14 protein-coding genes are annotated in these 17,547 nt (G+C 72.7%); 8 read left to right on the top strand and 6 right to left on the bottom strand.

Translation table 11 applies throughout. The annotated features are described in order from the left end of the window. Window positions 1-2: 2 nt before the first annotated feature. The 6 genes from CLV70_RS09135 to CLV70_RS09110 form a co-directional block, all read right to left on the bottom strand. Entirely contained in the window at window positions 3-719 is a 717-nt protein-coding gene (locus tag CLV70_RS09135) for an AAA family ATPase (protein ID WP_106125948.1), read from the bottom strand. Beyond that, entirely contained in the window at window positions 709-888 is a 180-nt protein-coding gene (locus CLV70_RS09130; protein WP_106125947.1) for a DUF6104 family protein, read from the bottom strand. The genes CLV70_RS09135 and CLV70_RS09130 overlap by 11 nt, the downstream gene beginning before the upstream one ends. Window positions 889-951: 63 nt before the next feature. Next, a complete protein-coding gene (locus tag CLV70_RS09125; RefSeq protein ID WP_106125946.1) occupies window positions 952-4,695 on the bottom strand; it encodes a multifunctional oxoglutarate decarboxylase/oxoglutarate dehydrogenase thiamine pyrophosphate-binding subunit/dihydrolipoyllysine-residue succinyltransferase subunit in 3,744 nt (1,247 codons plus the stop codon). Between the two features lie 165 nt (window positions 4,696-4,860). Further along, the gene (locus tag CLV70_RS09120; protein WP_106125945.1) at window positions 4,861-5,691 is read right to left on the bottom strand and encodes an ABC transporter permease; all 831 of its coding nucleotides are present in this window, start codon (window positions 5,689-5,691) and stop codon (window positions 4,861-4,863) included. Next, the gene (locus tag CLV70_RS09115) at window positions 5,688-6,605 is read right to left on the bottom strand and encodes an ABC transporter ATP-binding protein (RefSeq protein ID WP_106125944.1); all 918 of its coding nucleotides are present in this window, start codon (window positions 6,603-6,605) and stop codon (window positions 5,688-5,690) included. The genes CLV70_RS09120 and CLV70_RS09115 overlap by 4 nt, the downstream gene beginning before the upstream one ends. Window positions 6,606-6,638: 33 nt before the next feature. Continuing rightward, the gene (locus CLV70_RS09110; protein ID WP_106125943.1) at window positions 6,639-7,289 is read right to left on the bottom strand and encodes a hypothetical protein; all 651 of its coding nucleotides are present in this window, start codon (window positions 7,287-7,289) and stop codon (window positions 6,639-6,641) included. A 100-nt stretch (window positions 7,290-7,389) separates the two neighbouring features. Here CLV70_RS09110 and CLV70_RS09105 point away from each other — a divergent pair, with 100 nt between their 5' ends. From CLV70_RS09105 to CLV70_RS09070, 8 genes are all read left to right on the top strand, one after another. Then, window positions 7,390-8,154, top strand: coding sequence for a GNAT family N-acetyltransferase (locus tag CLV70_RS09105; RefSeq protein WP_106125942.1), 765 nt, complete (start codon window positions 7,390-7,392; stop codon window positions 8,152-8,154). A gap of 86 nt (window positions 8,155-8,240) precedes the next feature. Further along, window positions 8,241-8,918, top strand: coding sequence for a lysophospholipid acyltransferase family protein (locus CLV70_RS09100; RefSeq protein ID WP_245908116.1), 678 nt, complete (start codon window positions 8,241-8,243; stop codon window positions 8,916-8,918). 67 nt (window positions 8,919-8,985) lie between these two features. Then, window positions 8,986-9,702: a response regulator transcription factor gene (locus CLV70_RS09095; protein ID WP_106125940.1), complete on the top strand. Its 717-nt coding sequence runs from the start codon at window positions 8,986-8,988 to the stop codon at window positions 9,700-9,702. A gap of 7 nt (window positions 9,703-9,709) precedes the next feature. Continuing rightward, window positions 9,710-11,269, top strand: coding sequence for a sensor histidine kinase (locus tag CLV70_RS09090; protein ID WP_106125939.1), 1,560 nt, complete (start codon window positions 9,710-9,712; stop codon window positions 11,267-11,269). 82 nt (window positions 11,270-11,351) lie between these two features. Beyond that, on the top strand, window positions 11,352-12,998 hold the full coding sequence (locus tag CLV70_RS09085) for a S1C family serine protease (RefSeq protein ID WP_106125938.1): 1,647 nt from the start codon (window positions 11,352-11,354) through the stop codon (window positions 12,996-12,998). Window positions 12,999-13,211: 213 nt separating this feature from the next. After that, complete coding sequence (locus tag CLV70_RS09080; RefSeq protein ID WP_106125937.1) at window positions 13,212-16,379, top strand: cyclic nucleotide-binding protein; 3,168 nt, start codon at window positions 13,212-13,214, stop codon at window positions 16,377-16,379. A 63-nt stretch (window positions 16,380-16,442) separates the two neighbouring features. Further along, complete coding sequence (locus tag CLV70_RS09075) at window positions 16,443-16,598, top strand: hypothetical protein (protein WP_245908115.1); 156 nt, start codon at window positions 16,443-16,445, stop codon at window positions 16,596-16,598. Between the two features lie 49 nt (window positions 16,599-16,647). Next, window positions 16,648-17,523, top strand: a complete 876-nt coding sequence (locus CLV70_RS09070; RefSeq protein ID WP_106125935.1) for a hypothetical protein — start codon at window positions 16,648-16,650, stop codon at window positions 17,521-17,523. The last annotated feature ends 24 nt before the right edge of the window (window positions 17,524-17,547 follow it).

Genomic DNA, 17,547 nt, shown 5'->3' with positions numbered 1-17,547 from the left:
ATTCAGCGCATATAACTGCCCGGGTCGCCCAGGAAGCGCCGCCAGTGCCCGACGACCTCGAGCTCGTCCCAGGCCGTACGCCGGATGCCGTGCTCGCCGAGCTCCAGGATGGTCGCGCCGGGCAGGGCGGTGAGCAGGGGCGAATGGGTGGCGACCACGATCTGGGCGCCGTCGGCCCGGAGCGCGTCGAGGCGGGCCAGCAGCCCGAGCGTCGACGTGAACGACAGCGGCGCCTCGGGCTCGTCCATGAGGTAGAAGCCGTACCCCCGGAACTTGCGGGCGAGCAGTTCGAGGAAGCCCTCGCCGTGGCTCCGGTCGTGCAGGTCGTGGTCCGGGGACCCCGGCAGGCTCTCCAGGTACGTGTAGAGCCCGTGCATCGTCTCGGCGCGCAGGAAATACGCGTTCGCCCGGCGCCCCGGGGTGCGGATCACCTTCAGCGCCTCACCCAGCGGCGATTCGGTGACCCGGCTGCTGTGCCGGGCATCGCGCGAGCCGCCCTCGGGGTTCAGCCCGTGGGCGGCGGCGAGCGCCTCGATCAGTGTGGACTTGCCGGACCCGTTCTCGCCGACGAGGAACGTGACGCCGGCCGGGATGTTCAGCCCGTGGTCGAGCAGCGCCGCCACCGCCGGGATCGCCGCCCACCACGCCGTACGGTCGACCTCGGCCAGCGGGTCCCGCTCGATCCGGCGGATCGGCCGGCCCTCGCCGCTACTCCTCATCGTCCTCGTCGTCACGGGCCAGCCACGTCGCGAAGCGCTCGATCGGCGTCTCGAACTCCGGGTTGACGTCCACGAACGTCCGCAGCTGCTCGGCCACCCACTCCAGCGTCACGGTCTCCCCGCCGCGCCGCTCGACCAGCTCTTCGATGCCTCGATCGGTGAAGTACATGCCTCGGATCCTATGCAGCAGCGCCCCGCCGCGGACGACGGGGCGCTGCGGGAACGGGTCGCGTCAGGGGCGGGGCAGGGCCGCCTCGATCAGCGCGGACTGCTCCGCCTCGTGCATCTTCGCCGAGCCGACCGCGGGGGCGGCCGCCGCCGGGCGGGAGATGCGCCGCAGGCGGACGCCCTCGAGGTGCTCGAGGAGGTTCAGCGCCACGAACGACCAGGCGCCCTGGTTGGCCGGCTCCTCCTGGACCCACGCGAAGTCCTCCGCGTCGGGGAACTGGTGGAGGACGGCCTTGAGCTCCTCGACCGGCAGCGGGTAGATCTGCTCCATCCGGATGATCGCCGTGTCGGTGATGCCGCGCTCGGCGCGGGCCTGGAACAGGTCGTAGTAGACCTTGCCCGAGCAGAGCAGCACCCGCTTGACCGCCGAGGCGTCCAGCGGCTTGCCGTTGATGCCCGCGTCGCCGAGCACCGGCTGGAACGAGCCGGTGGTGAAGTCGGCGACCGACGACACCGCGAGCTTGTGGCGCAGCAGGGACTTGGGCGAGAAGACGATCAGCGGCTTGCGCTTGGTCGACAGCGCCTGGCGGCGCAGCAGGTGGAAGTAGTTGGCCGGGGTGGTCGGGTTGGCCACCCGCATGTTGTCCTGCGCGCAGAGCTGCAGGAACCGCTCCGGCCGGCCGGACGAGTGGTCCGGGCCCTGGCCCTCCTGGCCGTGCGGGAGGAGCAGCACCAGCGACGACTGCTGGCCCCACTTCACCTCGCCGGAGGAGATGAACTCGTCGACGATGGACTGGGCGCCGTTGACGAAGTCGCCGAACTGGGCCTCCCACAGCACCAGCGCGTCCGGGTTCTCGACCGAGTAGCCGTACTCGAAGCCCATCGCCGCGTACTCGCTGAGCAGGGAGTCGTGGACGAAGAAGCGGGCGTTGCCGGTGGCGAGCGTGGACAGCGGCAGGAAGTCGTCGCCGGTCTTGGCGTCGACGATGGAGGCGTGCCGCGAGGTGAACGTGCCGCGGCGGGAGTCCTGGCCGGCGAGGCGTACGGTCACGCCCTGGGCGAGCAGGGATCCGAACGCGACGAGCTCGCCGAAGCCCCAGTCGATGCCGCCCTCGACCGACATCCGGGCGCGCCGCTCGAGCAGCTGCTGGACCCGCTTGTGCGGGGTGAAGCCCTCGGGCAGGTCGACGTGCGCCTGGCCGACGGACTTGACCACGGCCGCGTCGACCGCGCTCTCCACCGTGGGCTCGGGCTCGTCGCCCGGGGTGGGCCGCACCCGCGGCGGCGAGCCGGCGGAGTCGCGGGTCGCCTTGAACACCTTCTCGAGCTGCGACTGGTAGTCGCGGAGCTGCTCCTGCGCGCCGTCGATGGTGATGTCGCCGCGGCCGATGAGCTCCTCGGTGTACAGCTTGCGGACCGAGCGCTTGGTGTCGATGATCTGGTACATCCGCGGGTTGGTCATCGACGGGTCGTCGCCCTCGTTGTGACCGCGGCGGCGGTAGCAGACCATGTCGATCACGACGTCCTTGTTGAACGCCTGGCGGTATTCGAAGGCGAGCTTCGCGACCCGTACGACGGCCTCGGGGTCGTCGCCGTTCACGTGGAAGATCGGCGCCTGGATCATGCGCGCGACGTCGGTCGAGTAGAGCGACGAGCGGCTGTACTCCGGGGCGGTGGTGAAGCCGACCTGGTTGTTGACCACGACGTGCACCGTGCCGCCGGTGCGGTAGCCGCGCAGCTGGGAGAGGTTGAGCGTCTCGGCCACCACGCCCTGCCCGGCGAACGCGGCGTCGCCGTGCACCAGCACCGGCAGCACCGTGTAGCCGTGCAGGCCCAGGTCGAGGCGGTCCTGCTTGGCGCGGACGATGCCCTCGAGGACCGGGTCGACGGCCTCCAGGTGGGACGGGTTGGCGACCACGCTGACGGTGGTGGAATTCTCGCCGTCGGGCGTCGTGTACTTGCCCGTCTGCCCGAGGTGGTACTTCACGTCGCCGGAGCCGTGGGCCGACTTCGGGTCCATCTGGCCCTCGAACTCGTTGAAGATCTTTTCGTACGGCTTGCCGACGATGTTCGCGAGCACGTTGAGCCGGCCGCGGTGGGCCATGCCGATGACCATCTCGTCGAGCCCGGCCTCGGCCGAGGACTCCAGGACGGCGTCGAGCAGCGGGATCAGGGACTCGCCGCCCTCCAGCGAGAACCGCTTCTGACCGACGAACTTGGTCTGCAGGAAGGTCTCGAACGCCTCGGCCGCGTTGAGCCGGTTGAGGATGTGCTTCTGCTCCTCCTGGTCCGGCTTCGTGTACTTGATCTCGATCCGGTCCTGGATCCAGCGCCGCTCCTCGGGGCCCTGGATGTGCATGTACTCGATGCCGACCCGGCGGCAGTAGGTGTCGCGCAGCACGCCGAGCACGTCGCGCAGCTTCATCTTCTGCTTGCCGGCGAAACCGCCGACCGGGAACGTCCGGTCGAGGTCCCACAGGGTCAGCCCGTGCTGGAGCACGTCCAGGTCGGGGTGCCGGCGGATCTCGAACTCGAGCGGGTCGGTGTCGGCCATGAGGTGACCGCGCACCCGGTACGCGTGGATCAGCTCGACCACCCGGGCGGCCTTGTCGATCTGCCCCTCGGAGGTCCGGGCGACGTCGCGCACCCAGCGGACCGGCTCGTACGGGATCCGCAGCGAGGTGAAGATGTCGTCGTAGAACGAGTGCTCGCCGAGCAGGAACTCGTGCATCGCCTTGAGGAACTCGCCGGACTGCGCACCCTGGATGACGCGGTGGTCGTAGGTGCTGGTCAGCGTGGTGACCTTGCTGACGCCGTGCTCGGTGAGGGTCTCGTCGGACATGCCGGAGTAGGGCGCGGGGTACTCCATCGCCCCGACGCCGATGATCGCGCTCTGGCCGCTCATCAGGCGCGGGATGGAGTGCACCGTGCCGATGCCGCCGGGGTTGGTCAGCGAGATGGTGGTGCCGGCGTAGTCGTCCATGGTCAGCTCGTTGCGGCGGGCGCGCCGGACCACGTCCTCGTACGCCTGCCAGAACTGCCGGAAGTCCATCTGCTCGCAGTTCTTGATGGAGGGCACGACGAGGGTCCGCGTGCCGTCCTTCTTGGCGAGGTCGATGGCGATGCCGAGGTTGATGTGCTCGGGCTGCACGACGGCCGGCTTGCCGTCCACCTCGGCGAAGGAGTTGTTCATCTCCGGGTGCGCCTTGACCGAGCGGACCAGCGCCCAGCCGATGAGGTGGGTGAAGCTGACCTTGCCGCCGCGCCCGCGGGCGAGGTGATTGTTGATCACGATGCGGTTGTCGACCAGCAGCTTGGCCGGGATGGCCCGCACCGACGTGGCGGTCGGCACCTCGAGCGAGGCATCCATGTTCTGCACGATGCGGGCGGCGACGCCGCGCAGCGTGGTCACCTTGGCGCCGGCCGGGGCACTGCCGTTGGCGGAGGCCTTGGCCGGTGCCGGGGACGCCTTCGGCGTGGCGGCCGGGGCGGGGGCCGCGGCGGCGGGCTTGGCGGCCGGCGCGGGTGCGGCCGGAACGGTCGGCTTGACCGGCGCCACGGTGGAGGCGGCGGGCGCGTCCGTGCCGGCCTTCTCGGCGGTGGCCTTCGCGTTGGCGGCCTTGGCCTCGTCGGGCGTCGCGATCGAGCCCGCGGCCGTGGCCGGCTTGTAATCGGCGAAGAAGTCGTGCCAGGCGGGGTCGACGCTGGTGGGGTCGGCCAGATAGCGCTGGTACATCTCGTCGACGATCCACTCGTTGGGACCGAAGTCCGCGAGTGGATTCTCATGCGAAGTCTGCTGGGTCGACACTTCCGTGTTCGCCTCTTTCACCATGTTGTCAGCACGCGACCTTTGTCACAGGGGACGAAGGATTTCGGCGTCAAGGCTACGCCGTGAGATTGGCGTAGCCATGCGCACGTCCGGACTGTGACCAACGGATGAGGCTCAAGAGAGATGTGTCACCTGGTGGATACGTCAGGTGATGTCCCGTTTCTTCGTGATCCAGGTGCCGAGTCCGCCCGCGAGCAGGGCGTACCCGATCAGCACGACCGCGCCCACCCAGCGGGGCGGGTTACCGGGGAGTTCGGTGCCGGCGATCATGAGCTGCGAGGCGAGCGGCGGCACGAGCACCTGAAGGTTGCCGAACCAGTCGCCGATCCGCGGGGTCAGCAGGGCGAAGACCGTCGCGGCGCCGAGGAAGCCGATCACGTACACCGTGCTGAGGGTGATCGTGGCGCCGATCTGGCTGCGGATCAGCACGCCGGCGCCGACGCCGAGGACCGCCCACAGCGCGTACGCCAGCGCGTTGAGCCCGATGGCCCGCCACACCGCCGGCTCTCCCAGCTGCACCCCGACGTCGAGCGCGTTCAGGATCAGCGGCACGAGCGCCAGGTTGAGCAGCGTGGTGACCAGCCAGAAGATCAGGCCGAGCACCACCGAGGCGGCGAGCTTGGCCAGCACGACCGCCTCGCGGCGCGGGGTGACCAGGAACGTCGTGGTCGCGGTCTGGTGGAAGAACTCGTTGGTCACCACGATCGCGGCGAGCAGCAGCACCACGAGCACGCCGAAGAACTGGCCGCTGGTGTAGAGGTTGGTGGCGACGTTCACGGCCTCGGCGGCCACCCGGGTCTGCTCGGCCTGGTCGGCGTCCAGCCCGGGCTCGTTCGGGTCCATGCCCAGCAGGGCGCTGCTGCTGGCCCAGTTGACCAGCAGGGTGAGCGCCCACAGCGGCAGGGCGATGAGCCCGAAGATCCACCAGGTGTTGGTGGTACGGATCTTGAGCAGCTCGGCTCGCACCAGGTTCATCGGATGCCCGCCTTTCCGGCCGTCAGCTGCAGGAAGACCTGTTCGAGGTCGGCGCGTTCGCCGGTGAGCTCGTGCAGCTCGACCCCGGCCTTGAAGGCGGCGTGGCCCACCTGGGCCGCGTCCAGGCCGGTGACCGTCAGCGCCCCGTCGGGCAGCGCGGCGACCGTGGCCTGCTGCTCCGAGAGGGCGGCGGCCAGCTCGGCGGGCTGGGGGGTGCGGACCCGGACCTGGCTCAGGCCGGTCATCGAGCCGAGCACCTCGTCCACCGGGCCCTGCCGGATCAGCTGCCCGGCCGCGATGATCACGACGTCGTCCGCCAGCTGCTGCATCTCGCCGAGCAGGTGGCTGGAGACGAGCACCGTGCGCCCCTCGGCCGCCAGGGCCTTGAGCAGGTCGCGCATCCACCGGATGCCCTCGGGGTCGAGGCCGTTGGCGGGCTCGTCGAGGATCAGCACGCGCGGGTCGCCCAGCAGCGCGGCGGCGATGCCCAGCCGCTGCTTCATGCCGAGCGAGTAGCCCTTGAACTTGCGCTTCGCCGCCGGGGTCAGCCCCACCCGGGCCAGCGCCTCGTCGGCGGCCTGCCGCGGCAGCCCGGCCGCCGAGCAGATCACCCGCAGGTGGTTGATGCCGCTGCGGCCCTTGTGCGCGCTGGACGCCTCGAGCACCGCGCCGACGTGCCGGATCGGCCTGTCGAGGTCGGCGTAGCGGACGCCGCCGAAGGTGGCGGTGCCCGCGGTCGGCTGAACCAGGCCCAGCATCATCCGCAGCGTGGTGGTCTTGCCGGCGCCGTTGGGGCCGAGGAAGCCGGTGACCCGGCCGGAGTGCACGGTGAACGAGAGGTTGTCGACCGCGCGTAGTTTCTTGTAATGCTTGGTGAGGTGGGAGACCACGATCTCCTCGGACCCGGCCGTCAACGCTCGCTCCTGTCCGTCGGCTGATGGATCAACCTACCGGTTCAGCGCCACCCACGTTGCCCTTGCCCGGGCGAGCGGCGTGCCGTTCGCGCCGTAGACCGCCGTGTCGACCAGCGCCTTGCGTCCCTCGGCGGCGACCGGCGCGGCCACCACCACGCAGCGCTCACCGGGGGCGGGCAGCGCGTCGACGGCCGCCGCGATCCGGCCGAGCAGGAACACCCGGCGGCTCTGGAGGGCAGACCATCCGCCGGGGCAGTCCAGCGCGGCCCACACCGTCTCGACCGAGACGTCCGCCGGGACGGTCCAGGCCGCGGCCAGCCGGCCGTCGGGCAGCGGGCCCGGGAAGATCCGCAGGCCGTCGGGATGCCCGGGGCCGCACACGTAGCAGGTCGGGAACGGGTGCTCGGCGAGCCCCGGATACGGCTGCGCGTCCGCCGGGTCCGCGATCGGCACCCCGGGGCCGGCGTCGGCGTCCGGCTCGACCTCCGCGACCAGCGTGCCGGCCGGGTCGAGCACCCTGCCCGCCGCCACGATGAGCGGTGTGTCGAGGGGCGGCGGCACGCGCAGGGTGACCTGGAAGGCCCGGCCGTCGGCGCCGGCCCCGCACGCGACGGCGAAAGCCCCGGCGGACCAGCCGCCGTTGCCCGAGGCGGGCGGACCGTGGAAACGCGCCGGGATCATCATGCGCCTGACCCTCTCATGCCCGTACGACGTTCACTCAGCTGTCATCCAGCGCCACCCGGTGCGCCACGCCAGCGGCAATCGGGAGCCTTACACAGTTCTCATGACGGTACTGATGACCGCCGCCGCATCCACCGGGACCAGCGGCTACACGCTCCTCATCGCCGACGACGCCGGTCAGGTCGCGGCCGCGCAACGGCTGCGTCACGACGTCTTCGGCACCGAACTGGGCGCCACCCTGCGCGGCGCCACCCCCGACGGGCGGGACGTGGACGAGTTCGACGAGTTCTGCGACCACCTGATCGTCCGCGACGACGCCACCGGCGCCGTCGTCGGCACCTACCGGATGATGACGCCGCGGGGCGCCGAGCGCGCCGGCCGCCGCTACGGCGACGGCGAGTTCAACCTGAGCGGCCTGCGCCCGCTGCGCGACCAGCTCGTCGAGACCGGGCGCTCCTGCGTGCACCCCGACCACCGCTCCGGCGCCGTGGTCAACCTCATGTGGGCCGGGATCGCCCGCTATCTGCACCTCAACAACCTGCGCTGGCTGGGCGGGTGCGCCTCGGTGCCGCTCGGCGACGGCGGGCACACGGCCGCGGGAGTGTGGGCCCGGGTGCAGAGCCGGCACATGTCGCCGCCGGCGCTGCGGGTCCAGCCGCGCCGGAACTGGCTCGCCGGGACCACGCTCGTGGGCGATCCGCGGGTGCAGCCGCCGCCGCTGCTCAAGGGCTATCTGCGGCTGGGCAGCTGGGTGTGCGGGGAGCCCGCGTACGACCCGGACTTCGACTGCGCGGACTTCTACGTGCTGTTCTCCATGGACCGGATGGACCCCCGCTACCGGCGGCACTTCCTCGGGGCCACGCGATGACGTGGCAGCCCGTGTCGGCGTGCGGCCCGCAGTGCCGGCCCGGCGGTGACGAAGCCGTGCACGGGGCCGTCACGGTGTTGCGGTTGGTGACCGCTGCCGCCGTACTGATGAGCGGTCTTCTGCTCGTGCCGCTGCTGCGCGGTGCCGCCCTCCGGACCGTCGCCCGCGCGCTGCTCGCGGCCCTGGGGGTGAAGCTGGTGTGGTGCGGCCCGGCGCCGCGGCCCGGCAGCCTGCTCGTCGCCAACCATGTCTCCTGGCTGGACGTGCTCGGCCTGCTCGCGGTCGCCCCGATGACGCTGGTCGCCAAGCGTGAGGTGGGCGCCTGGCCGGCGGTCGGCGCGCTGGCCCGGGCGGCCGGCGTGATCTTCGTCGACCGGTCGCGCCCGAAGCGCCTGCCGGCGACCGTGGCCGAGGCCGCCGCGGCGTTGCGGGCCGGTCGCTCGGTCGCGGTCTTCCCGGAGGGCACCACCTCCTGCGGCGCGGAGCGGGGCCGCTTCCGGCCCGCGCTGTTCCAGGCCGCGGTCGACGCCCGAGTCCCGGTCGTGCCGATCACCATCCGGTACGCCTCCCCGTCCGCCTCCTTCATCGGCGACGACACCCTGTGGTCCTCGGTACGCCGCGTGGCAGCGTTGCGGGGGCTCACCGTGACGCTCGTCGGGTCCGCGCCGCTGCGTCCGGAGCCGGGCGCGGACCGCCGGTCGCTGGCGCGGGCGGCGCAGGCCTCCGCGGGACTCCGGTCCGCCACCTTCGATCTTGCCGCCTAGCGGGCTCACAGAAAACTTTCAGCATGCGTGCAGCGCAGCCGCAGGGGTCTGCGTGAAGATGGAGCCCATGGCCGCTACACAGACCCAGGGCAAGCAGAGCGAGGCGAAGCTCCTCGTGGTCGAGGACGACGCGAACATCCTCGAGCTGCTCTCCGCCAGCCTGCGCTTCGCCGGGTTCGACGTCAGCACCGCGACCAGCGGCAGCGCGGCGGTCAGCGCGGCCAAGAGCGCCACCCCCGACCTCGTCGTCCTTGACGTGATGCTGCCCGACCTCGACGGCTTCGAGGTCATCCGGCTCATGCGCGAGGGCGGCGCCCGCACGCCGGTGGTCTTCCTGACCGCCCGCGACGGCACCGACGACAAGATCCGCGGGCTCACCCTCGGCGGCGACGACTACGTCACCAAGCCGTTCAGCCTGGAGGAGCTCACCGCCCGCATCCGGGCCGTGCTGCGCCGCACCACCGCCGGCGACGAGGAGCCGTCGCGGCTGGTCTTCGCCGACCTGGAGCTCGACGAGGAGACGCACGAGGTCTACCGCGCCGGCCAGCGGGTGCAGCTGTCGCCGACCGAGTTCAAGCTTCTGCGTTACCTGATGCTCAACGCCAACCGCGTGCTCTCCAAGGCGCAGATACTCGACCACGTGTGGAAGTACGACTTCCGGGGCGACGACAACATCGTGGAGTCGTACATCTCCTATCTGCGGCGCAAGGTGGACAACGTGCAGCCACGGCTGATCCACACGCTCCGCGGCGTCGGGTACGTCCTGCGCAAACCCGCGGCCTGAGCCACCGGTGACCCTCACCGACCGGGTCCGCGGTCACGTCCCGCTGCAGACCGGGCTGCGCCGGGTGCCGCTGCGCACCAAGCTCGTCGCGTCCGTGCTCGCCCTGGTCTTCGCCGCCCTCACCCTGATCAGCGCGGCGAGCACGTACGCGCTGCACCGCTACATGATCGACCGGCTCGACGTGCAGCTGTCGCAGTTCACCGAGACGCTCGACGACCTGCGGCCCAACGAGCGGATCGTGCTGCCCGCCGACTACTACGTCAACGCCACGACGATGGACGGCATCGGCGACCCGGAGGACGAGAAGTACGACCGCGCGCTGTCGCCGGCCCAGCTCCCGCCGCTGCTCAAGGGCGTCGACCAGGTCAGCAAGCACATCGGCAAGGCGTACACGGTCAACTCCACCGACGGCACGGTGCACTGGCGGATGCTGGTCACCTATCTCAGCAACGGGTCGGTGCTGCACGTCGGCCAGCGGCTGGTCGGCATCGACGACGCGATCAGCCGGCTCGTCTGGGTCGACACCCTGGTCGGCGCCGGTGTGCTGTTCGCCCTCGCGGCGATCGGGGCGGCGATCGTGCGGCAGAGCCTCATCCCGCTGGTCCAGATCGAGCGCACCGCGGCGGCCATCGCGGCCGGGGACCTGACCCAGCGCGTACCCGATCCGGAGCCCGATGAGGGCGAGCCGCAGACCGAGCTGGGCAAGCTGTCCCGCGCGCTCAACGCGATGCTCGCGCAGATCGAGGCGGCCTTCACCGCCCGCGCGCTCTCCGAGACGGCGGCCCGGGCGGCGGAGTCCCAGGCCCGCGACGCCGCCGAGGCGGCCCGCGCGTCCGAGGCCCGGGCGGTGCGCTCCGAGGGGAAGATGCGGCAGTTCGTCGCGGACGCCTCGCACGAGTTGCGTACGCCGCTGACGTCCATCCGAGGCTTCGCGGAGCTCTACCGCCAGGGCGCGGTGGCCGACCCCGAGGACACCGCGAAGATCCTGCGCCGGATCGAGGACGAGGCCTCCAGGATGGGGCTGCTCGTCGAGGATCTGCTGCTGCTCGCCCGGCTGGACCGGGAGCGGCCGCTCGAGCTCGCGCCGGTGGAGCTTCCTGTGCTCGCGCTGGATGCCGTGCAGGCGGCACAGGCGACCGCGCCGGAACGCACGATCGAGCTGGAGATCCGCGACGAGCCGGAGAGACTGATCGCGTACGGGGACGACGCCCGGCTGCGGCAGGTGATCGGCAACCTCATGACCAACGCCCTCGTGCACACCCCGCCGGAGGCCTCGGTGACCCTGTCGCTGTCCACGGCGGAGGGCAACCGGGCGGTCGTGGAGATCGCGGACACCGGCCCGGGGCTGACTCCTGAGCAGCGTGAACACATCTTCGAGCGGTTCTACCGGGCGGACGAGGCGCGGACCCGGCGCACCGACCGGGAGGCCACCGGCACGGGCCTCGGGCTGGCCATCGTGGCGGCGATCGTACGGGCCCACCACGGCGCCGTGGAGGTCATCAGCGAACCCGGTCAAGGAGCCACGTTCCGGGTCTCTCTGCCCGCGCTCGTACCCGACGAAACGTGACGTTCCGGGTGCTTCGCCATTCACAGAAAACCTTCAGGGTGAGCACAGGCCAGTCGGAGCGGTCGGGGGCAATGTTGTCCCCATGAACGAGCACGAGACCAACCCGCAGCGGCACGAGAACTCCTCGCCCGAGGACCAGTCGCACCGGCCCGCGGACGCCTCCCCGGCAGCAGGCAGCAGCCCGGAGCGGGGGCAGTCCGAGGTCACGGCGCAGCAGCCGGTGCTGAGCCAGCCGGCGCTCAACCAGCCGGCGCCGGACCAGCCGGCGCCCTGGCAGGCCCCGGCGCCGGGCCAGCCGCAATCCGCACCGCCCGCTCCCGGTCAGCCGCAGTCGGCGCCGCCCGTGCCGGGTCAGCCGCACTCGGCGCCGCCCGTGCCGGGTCAGCCGCACTCGGCGCCGCCGGCGGCCGGTCAGTGGGTGGGGTCGCCCTGGCAGCCCGCTCAGGCCGGGGCGTACGGTCCGGCCGGGCAGCAGCCTTACGCCGCGCCCGGCTACCCGGGGCAGCAGTATCCGCCGCAGTCCGGGTACGCGGCCGGGTATGAGCAGCCCGGTGGCGGCGCTCCGCAGACCGAGGCGCCGATCTGGGCGGCGCCGGTCGGCACCGAGCCGCGGCGGGACCCGGAGCGTGCCGCGCGCACCCGCCGGATCCTGGTCACCGGCGCGGCCGCCGTCGTGCTGGCGCTCGGCGCCGGCGGGGTCGGCGCGGCCGCCGCCCTCGCGTTCGACGACGACAACGCCACCACCACCCTGCAGACCAGCAACTCCTCGGTCACCCGGGTGGTCGACCGGTCGTCGCTCGCGAAGATCGTCTCCCTGGTCAAGGACAGCGTCGTCTCGGTCAAGACGGAGAACGGCGAGGGTTCCGGCGTCGTGCTCAGCGCCGACGGCTACGTCGTCACCAACAACCACGTCGTCGCGACGGCTCAGGGCGGCACGGTCTCGGTCATCTTCGCCGACGGCAAGAAGGAGAAGGCGACGGTCAAGGGCACCGACCCGCGTACGGACCTCGCCGTGATCAAGGTCGACGGGGTGTCCGACCTCAAGGCGGCCCAGTTCGGCTCGAGCGCGAACATGCAGGTCGGCGACACCGTGCTGGCGCTCGGCAGCCCGCTGGGCCTCGAGGGTTCGGTGACCGAGGGCATCATCAGCGCCAAGGACCGCACGATCCGGGCCGGCGGCGAGGGCCAGCCGGAGACCCCGCAGAACCCGTTCGGCGGCGGCCAGCAGCAACAGCAGCAGTCGCAGGGCGGCGCGACCTCGATGTCCGGGCTCCTCCAGACGGACGCGCCGATCAACCCGGGCAACTCCGGCGGCGCCCTGGTCAACACCAACGGCGAGGTCATCGGCATCAACTCGGCCATCGCCACCTCCGGCGGCGGCTCCGGCAACATCGGCCTCGGTTTCGCGATCCCCAGCGACAAGATGCTGACCGTGGTCAAGGCCCTGATGAACGGCCAGAAGGTCAGCCACCCCGCGCTTGGCGTCGGGGTCAGCGAGGCGGAGGGCGGCGGCGCCCAGGTCACCCAGGTGACCGCCAACGGCGCGGCGGCGAAGGCCGGCGTCGAGCAGGGCGACGTGATCAAGTCCGTCAACGGCAAGCCGATCAACGACTCCGACGACCTGATCGCGATCATCCAGGCCGGCAAGGTCGGCGACAGCGTCTCCATCACCTTCACCCGCAACGGGCAGGAGCAGACGGTCAGCGCCACGCTGGCCGAGGCCTCCTGACGCGGACCGCACCCGGTGCCGCCCGGGCCATCGAGCGGCACCACCTCCCCAGCGGTGGGTGGTCGTGACCAAGGGGGTTGGTCACGACCACCCACCGCACCTTTATGTCCACTCCGCGCCCTATAACCGGGCAAGGGGCAAAACGGGGGCTCGCCTTCGGCTGGGGGACCGCCTAGTCTCCATTCGCCGTCGAGGAGTGGAAGGCCGACCCGAGTGACCTACGTCGAGACCCGGACGAACGTCTGGGAAGCCCTGGCCGGGCGCGCGCCGGGGGAGCCGCTCGGCCCCGCCGACCCCGGGCTCTGGGGCGCCGTCGTCGACCGGCTCAACCCGGCCCGTGCCAGGCCCGTCCTGCGCGCCGGGATCGAGGCCGTCGAGCTCACCAGCGTCCGCGGCGCCGCGTACGTGATGCTCCGCTCTCCCGACGACGGCGGCCGCGCCTGCTATCTGCGGCTGACGCCGGAGGAATGGCAGCTCGCGCTGATGATGGACGGGACGCACACGGTGGCCCGCCTGGTCGCCGAGTTCGCCCGGCTGGCCGGCCGGCTGGCGCCCGACCAGGTCCGCCGGGTGGTCGCCGACCTCGCCGGCAACCGCATGCTCGACGAGCTCCCGGTGGACGCGTTCCGCCCGCTGCAGGAGCTGGACCGCAAGCCGCTGCCCCGGCGGCTCGGCAACGGCGTGCTCGCCGCCGCGCGCGGGCGCCGCATGCTCGTCTTCGACGTCGACCGGGTCATCACCGCGCTCTACCGCGCCGGCGGCCGGCTGCTGTTCACCAGGGCCGCCGCGATCGTCCTGTCCGTTTTCGCGCTGGCCGGGACAGGGATCTTCGTCGCCACCTGGTGGCGCGGGAGCCAGGCGGTGTTCCTCACCGACGGCTCCTATCTGCTGGGCGCGATCGTCCTGCTCCTGCTGAACCTGCTCGCCCTCGGCAGCCACGAGCTCGGCCACGCCCTGGCCACCAAGCACGCCGGGCGTGAGGTGCCGGCCGCCGGCGTCCTGGTCTACTTCGGGATCCCGTCGGTCTTCGTCGACACCACCGACGTGTGGATGGCCGGGCGGCGGGCGCGGATGCTCGTCACCGCGGCCGGTCCCGCCACCGGGCTCGTCCTCGCCGGGTCGATGCAGCTGATCGCGCTGGCCGTGCCCGCGCTCGGCCCGCTCGCGTTCAAGCTGGCCTTCGCCTGGTACCTCAACGCGCTGTTCAACCTCAACCCGCTGCTCGCGCTCGACGGCTACTACCTGCTGATGGACTGGCTGGAGATCCCCAACCTGCGCGGCCGCGGCCTCGCCTGGGTGACCGGGCGGCTGCGGGGACGGCCGCCGGCGTGGGGCGGGCTCGACCGCGAGGGCCGCATCGTCGCCCTGTACGGCATCCTCGCCGTGCTCTGGCTGGCGATCGCGGCGAACCTCGCGTACCGGATCTGGGCCGATCGGGTGGCGGGCCTGGTGACCGGGCTGTGGCACAGCGGTGCCGGCGGGAAAGTGCTGCTCCTGCTCGTGGTGGGCGGGCTCTGCGCGCCCCTGATCTACCTGGCCGCCGGCTGGGTGGCGCGCTCGTGGCGGCGCGCCCGGGTCCGCGCGACCGAGAAGCGGCGGGAGGCCGACGCGCCCCGCCGGCTGGCCGCCCTGCGCAACTCCGACCTCGGCGGGCTGCCCGAGCCCGCCCTCGCCGGCCTGGCCGCGCGGGCCCGCTGGGTGCGCCCCCGGTCCGGCACCCAGATGGTCCTGGCCGGCAGCACCCAGCAGGCCGTCTACGTGGTCGTCGACGGCGCGATGCAGGCCCGCAAGCCGGGCGACCCCGGCGGCACCATCCGGCACCGCGTCGGCGCCGGCGGGGTCGTCGGCCTCGCCAACGCGCTCACCGGCCGCGCCACCTCGCTGGACTGGCACACCGCCGGGACGACGCTGCTGGCCGTGCCGACCGCGACCGTGGCGACCGTGGTCGGGCCGCTGCCCGGGCCGCCGCCGGTCGACCGCGCCGAGGCGGAGGCGCTCTTCGCCGACACTCCGGCCCTCGCCGGACTGGCCGGGGACGAGCGGCTCGCGCTGATCGCGTCGGCGCACCCCGTCGACCTCGAACCCGGCGCGCCGGTCGTGCTGTCCGGACCGACCCACGCGGTGGTCGTCGAGTCCGGCGTCATCGCCATGCCGGACGGGCTGGAGCTGCGCCGCGGCACGCTCATCGGGCCGGTCGGGGACGGCGACCCGGGTGCGGTGGCGCAGACGCGTACGCCCACCCGGCTCTGGGTCATCCCGGACGCCGCCGACCTTCCGCCGCTGGTCGGCGCCCCCGACCGGCTCACCGGCCCGGCTGCCGGGCCCGATGCCGTCGCCGCGGGGCTGCACTCCGCCGGCGGCTACCCGCCGCTCGCGGTGCCGCCCGGACCGCCGGACGGCACCGAGAACCCGGACGTGGACCGTCGCTTCGAGCGGCGCATGTGGTGGCTCGTCCTGCTGCTGCTCCTGCTCTCGCTGCTGCTCACCGCCATGAACTTCGCGCCCGGCCCGGCCTGGGCTGAGATGCCGACCGACCGCGCGCTGCTGACCTCCGACCGCGGCACGCTGACCGCCACCGTCGACGGCCGCACCGTACGCCTCGCCGAGGGCGACCGCCGCTACGTGGACCGCGGCGCCGTCATCCAGGTGCCGGCGAAGGCCTCCGGCCGGCTGACGTTCCAGGGCGGCTCGGCGACGCTGCTCTGCGCCGGCACCGAGACCGAGGTCGGCGCGCTCTTCACCGAGGCCGGGCGCCACCGGGTGCCGCACGGCGCGCTCGGTGTCCGCCGGGGCCGGGTGCTGGCCGACACCGCGAGCACGAGCGGCGCGTACCAGGCGCTGCAACTGACCGTCTTCCGTACGACCGGCGGGGATGTCGTCAACGACGGCGCGGCGTGGTTCGCGGCGGACCCCGGCGCGGTCATCGTCGCCACCGGGCGCGTGTCCGTGGCCGGCACCCCCGCGTCACCCGGCGCGAAGTCGCTCAGCTGCGGTGACGGCGTACCCGTGGAACCGCCCGCGGGCTCGCCCAGCCAGTCGCCCAGCGCCGAGCCCACCGACCCGCCGACCGAGGCGCCGCCGTCGGAGACGCCCAGCTCGGTGCCGCCGAGCGAGCCCACGACCGCGCCCGAGCCGGTCGACCCGGTGACGCCCGATCAGCCGCGGCCGACCACGGCACGGCCGACGACCCGGCCGACCGCCCCGCCCGTCACGATCCGGCCCACCACCCGGCCGACGACCCGGCCGACCACGCCGCCGCCCACCTCCGAGCGGCCGCCGGATCCGTCCCCGTCGGGGTCGCAGTCGCCCGACCCGGAGCCGTCGACGTCGACGTCGACGTCGACGTCGACGTCGACGTCCACTCCGCCCGTGATTGGATGAGCCGTGCTCTGTTTCTTCTGTGCCAAGGCGGCGCGTGGCAGCTGCCGGTTCTGCGGTCGCGGCGTGTGTGAGGACCATGCCCGCTTCGGGCCGTACCTGCTGCAGGTCAGCCGGTCGGTGAGCCGCGACCGGGCGGAGGCGCTGGTCGTCGAGGACGCGGTGCAGTGCGGCACCTGCCGGCCCCGGCCGCAGCCGGTCGCCATGCCCGAGCTGGACTGATCCCGCCGAGGGATACCGGGGCTGGACGCAGAGGCCTACCTTGAGTCGCATGAGCGATTTCGACGCCGTGCTGGAGCGTTTGCTCACCGACCCGGCCTTCGTGGCGAGCCTCGCCCGCGACCCGGGCGCGGCGCTGGCCGGATACACGCTGGACGAGGCCGAGGTCGGCCTGCTGCATCAGCAGGTCGGCGCCGACGCCGGTGCGACGCTGGCCGCGGTCGAGGACCGGGTGAGCAAGTCGAGCACGATGGGGCTGTTCGGCTCCTTCGGCGGGTTCGGCAGGCTCACCGAGGACGTCGCGGCGCAGACCGGTCCGCCGATGACCGCGGCGGTGCCCGCCGACGGCGCGGCCGGGATCGGACCGGACGCGACGGGGTCCTCCGGGCTCGGCGAGTGGTCGGAATTCGGTACGGCGGCGGGCATCGTCGCCAACGCCGCCGTCGAGCACCCGGCCGGTGCGGGCGCGGGCGACGCACCGGAGGCGTGGGGTGCCGGGGGTGGCGGCGTACGCGCGCACTCCGGCCTGGGATCCGCACCCGGTGAGGAAGGCCCGGACCTGGACGGCCTGTCCGCGGTCTCGGGGTTCGGCGACGCTCCGCGCAGCGGGCTCGGCGACGCCGGCGAGGCGCACAGCGGCCAGGGGCAGGCGGAGCAGCTGCCGGCGCCGAAGGGTTACCACAACCGGGTCGACGCGGACGGCGACGGCAGGCTCGACGCCTCGACCTACCGCGGCCATCAGGGCGGCGGCGCGGAGATCCTGGTGGACCTGAACGACGACGGGCGGACGGACTTCGTCGGCGTCGACAAGGACCTGGACAACCGCGTCGACTACGCCGACTACGACAAGGACCACGACGGCACGTTCGAGAAGCGGATGTACGACGACGACGGCGACGGATTCCTGGACCGCGCTGTCTGGCATTAGCACTTCCGCCGTCGGCCCGCGGCC

Origin of the sequence: Pseudosporangium ferrugineum (assembly GCF_003002065.1) — a bacterium.
GTDB classification, from domain to species: domain Bacteria; phylum Actinomycetota; class Actinomycetes; order Mycobacteriales; family Micromonosporaceae; genus Actinoplanes; species Actinoplanes ferrugineus_A.
The sequence above is the reverse complement of the archived record's forward strand: the minus strand, read 5'-3'. Positions and strand labels throughout refer to the sequence as shown.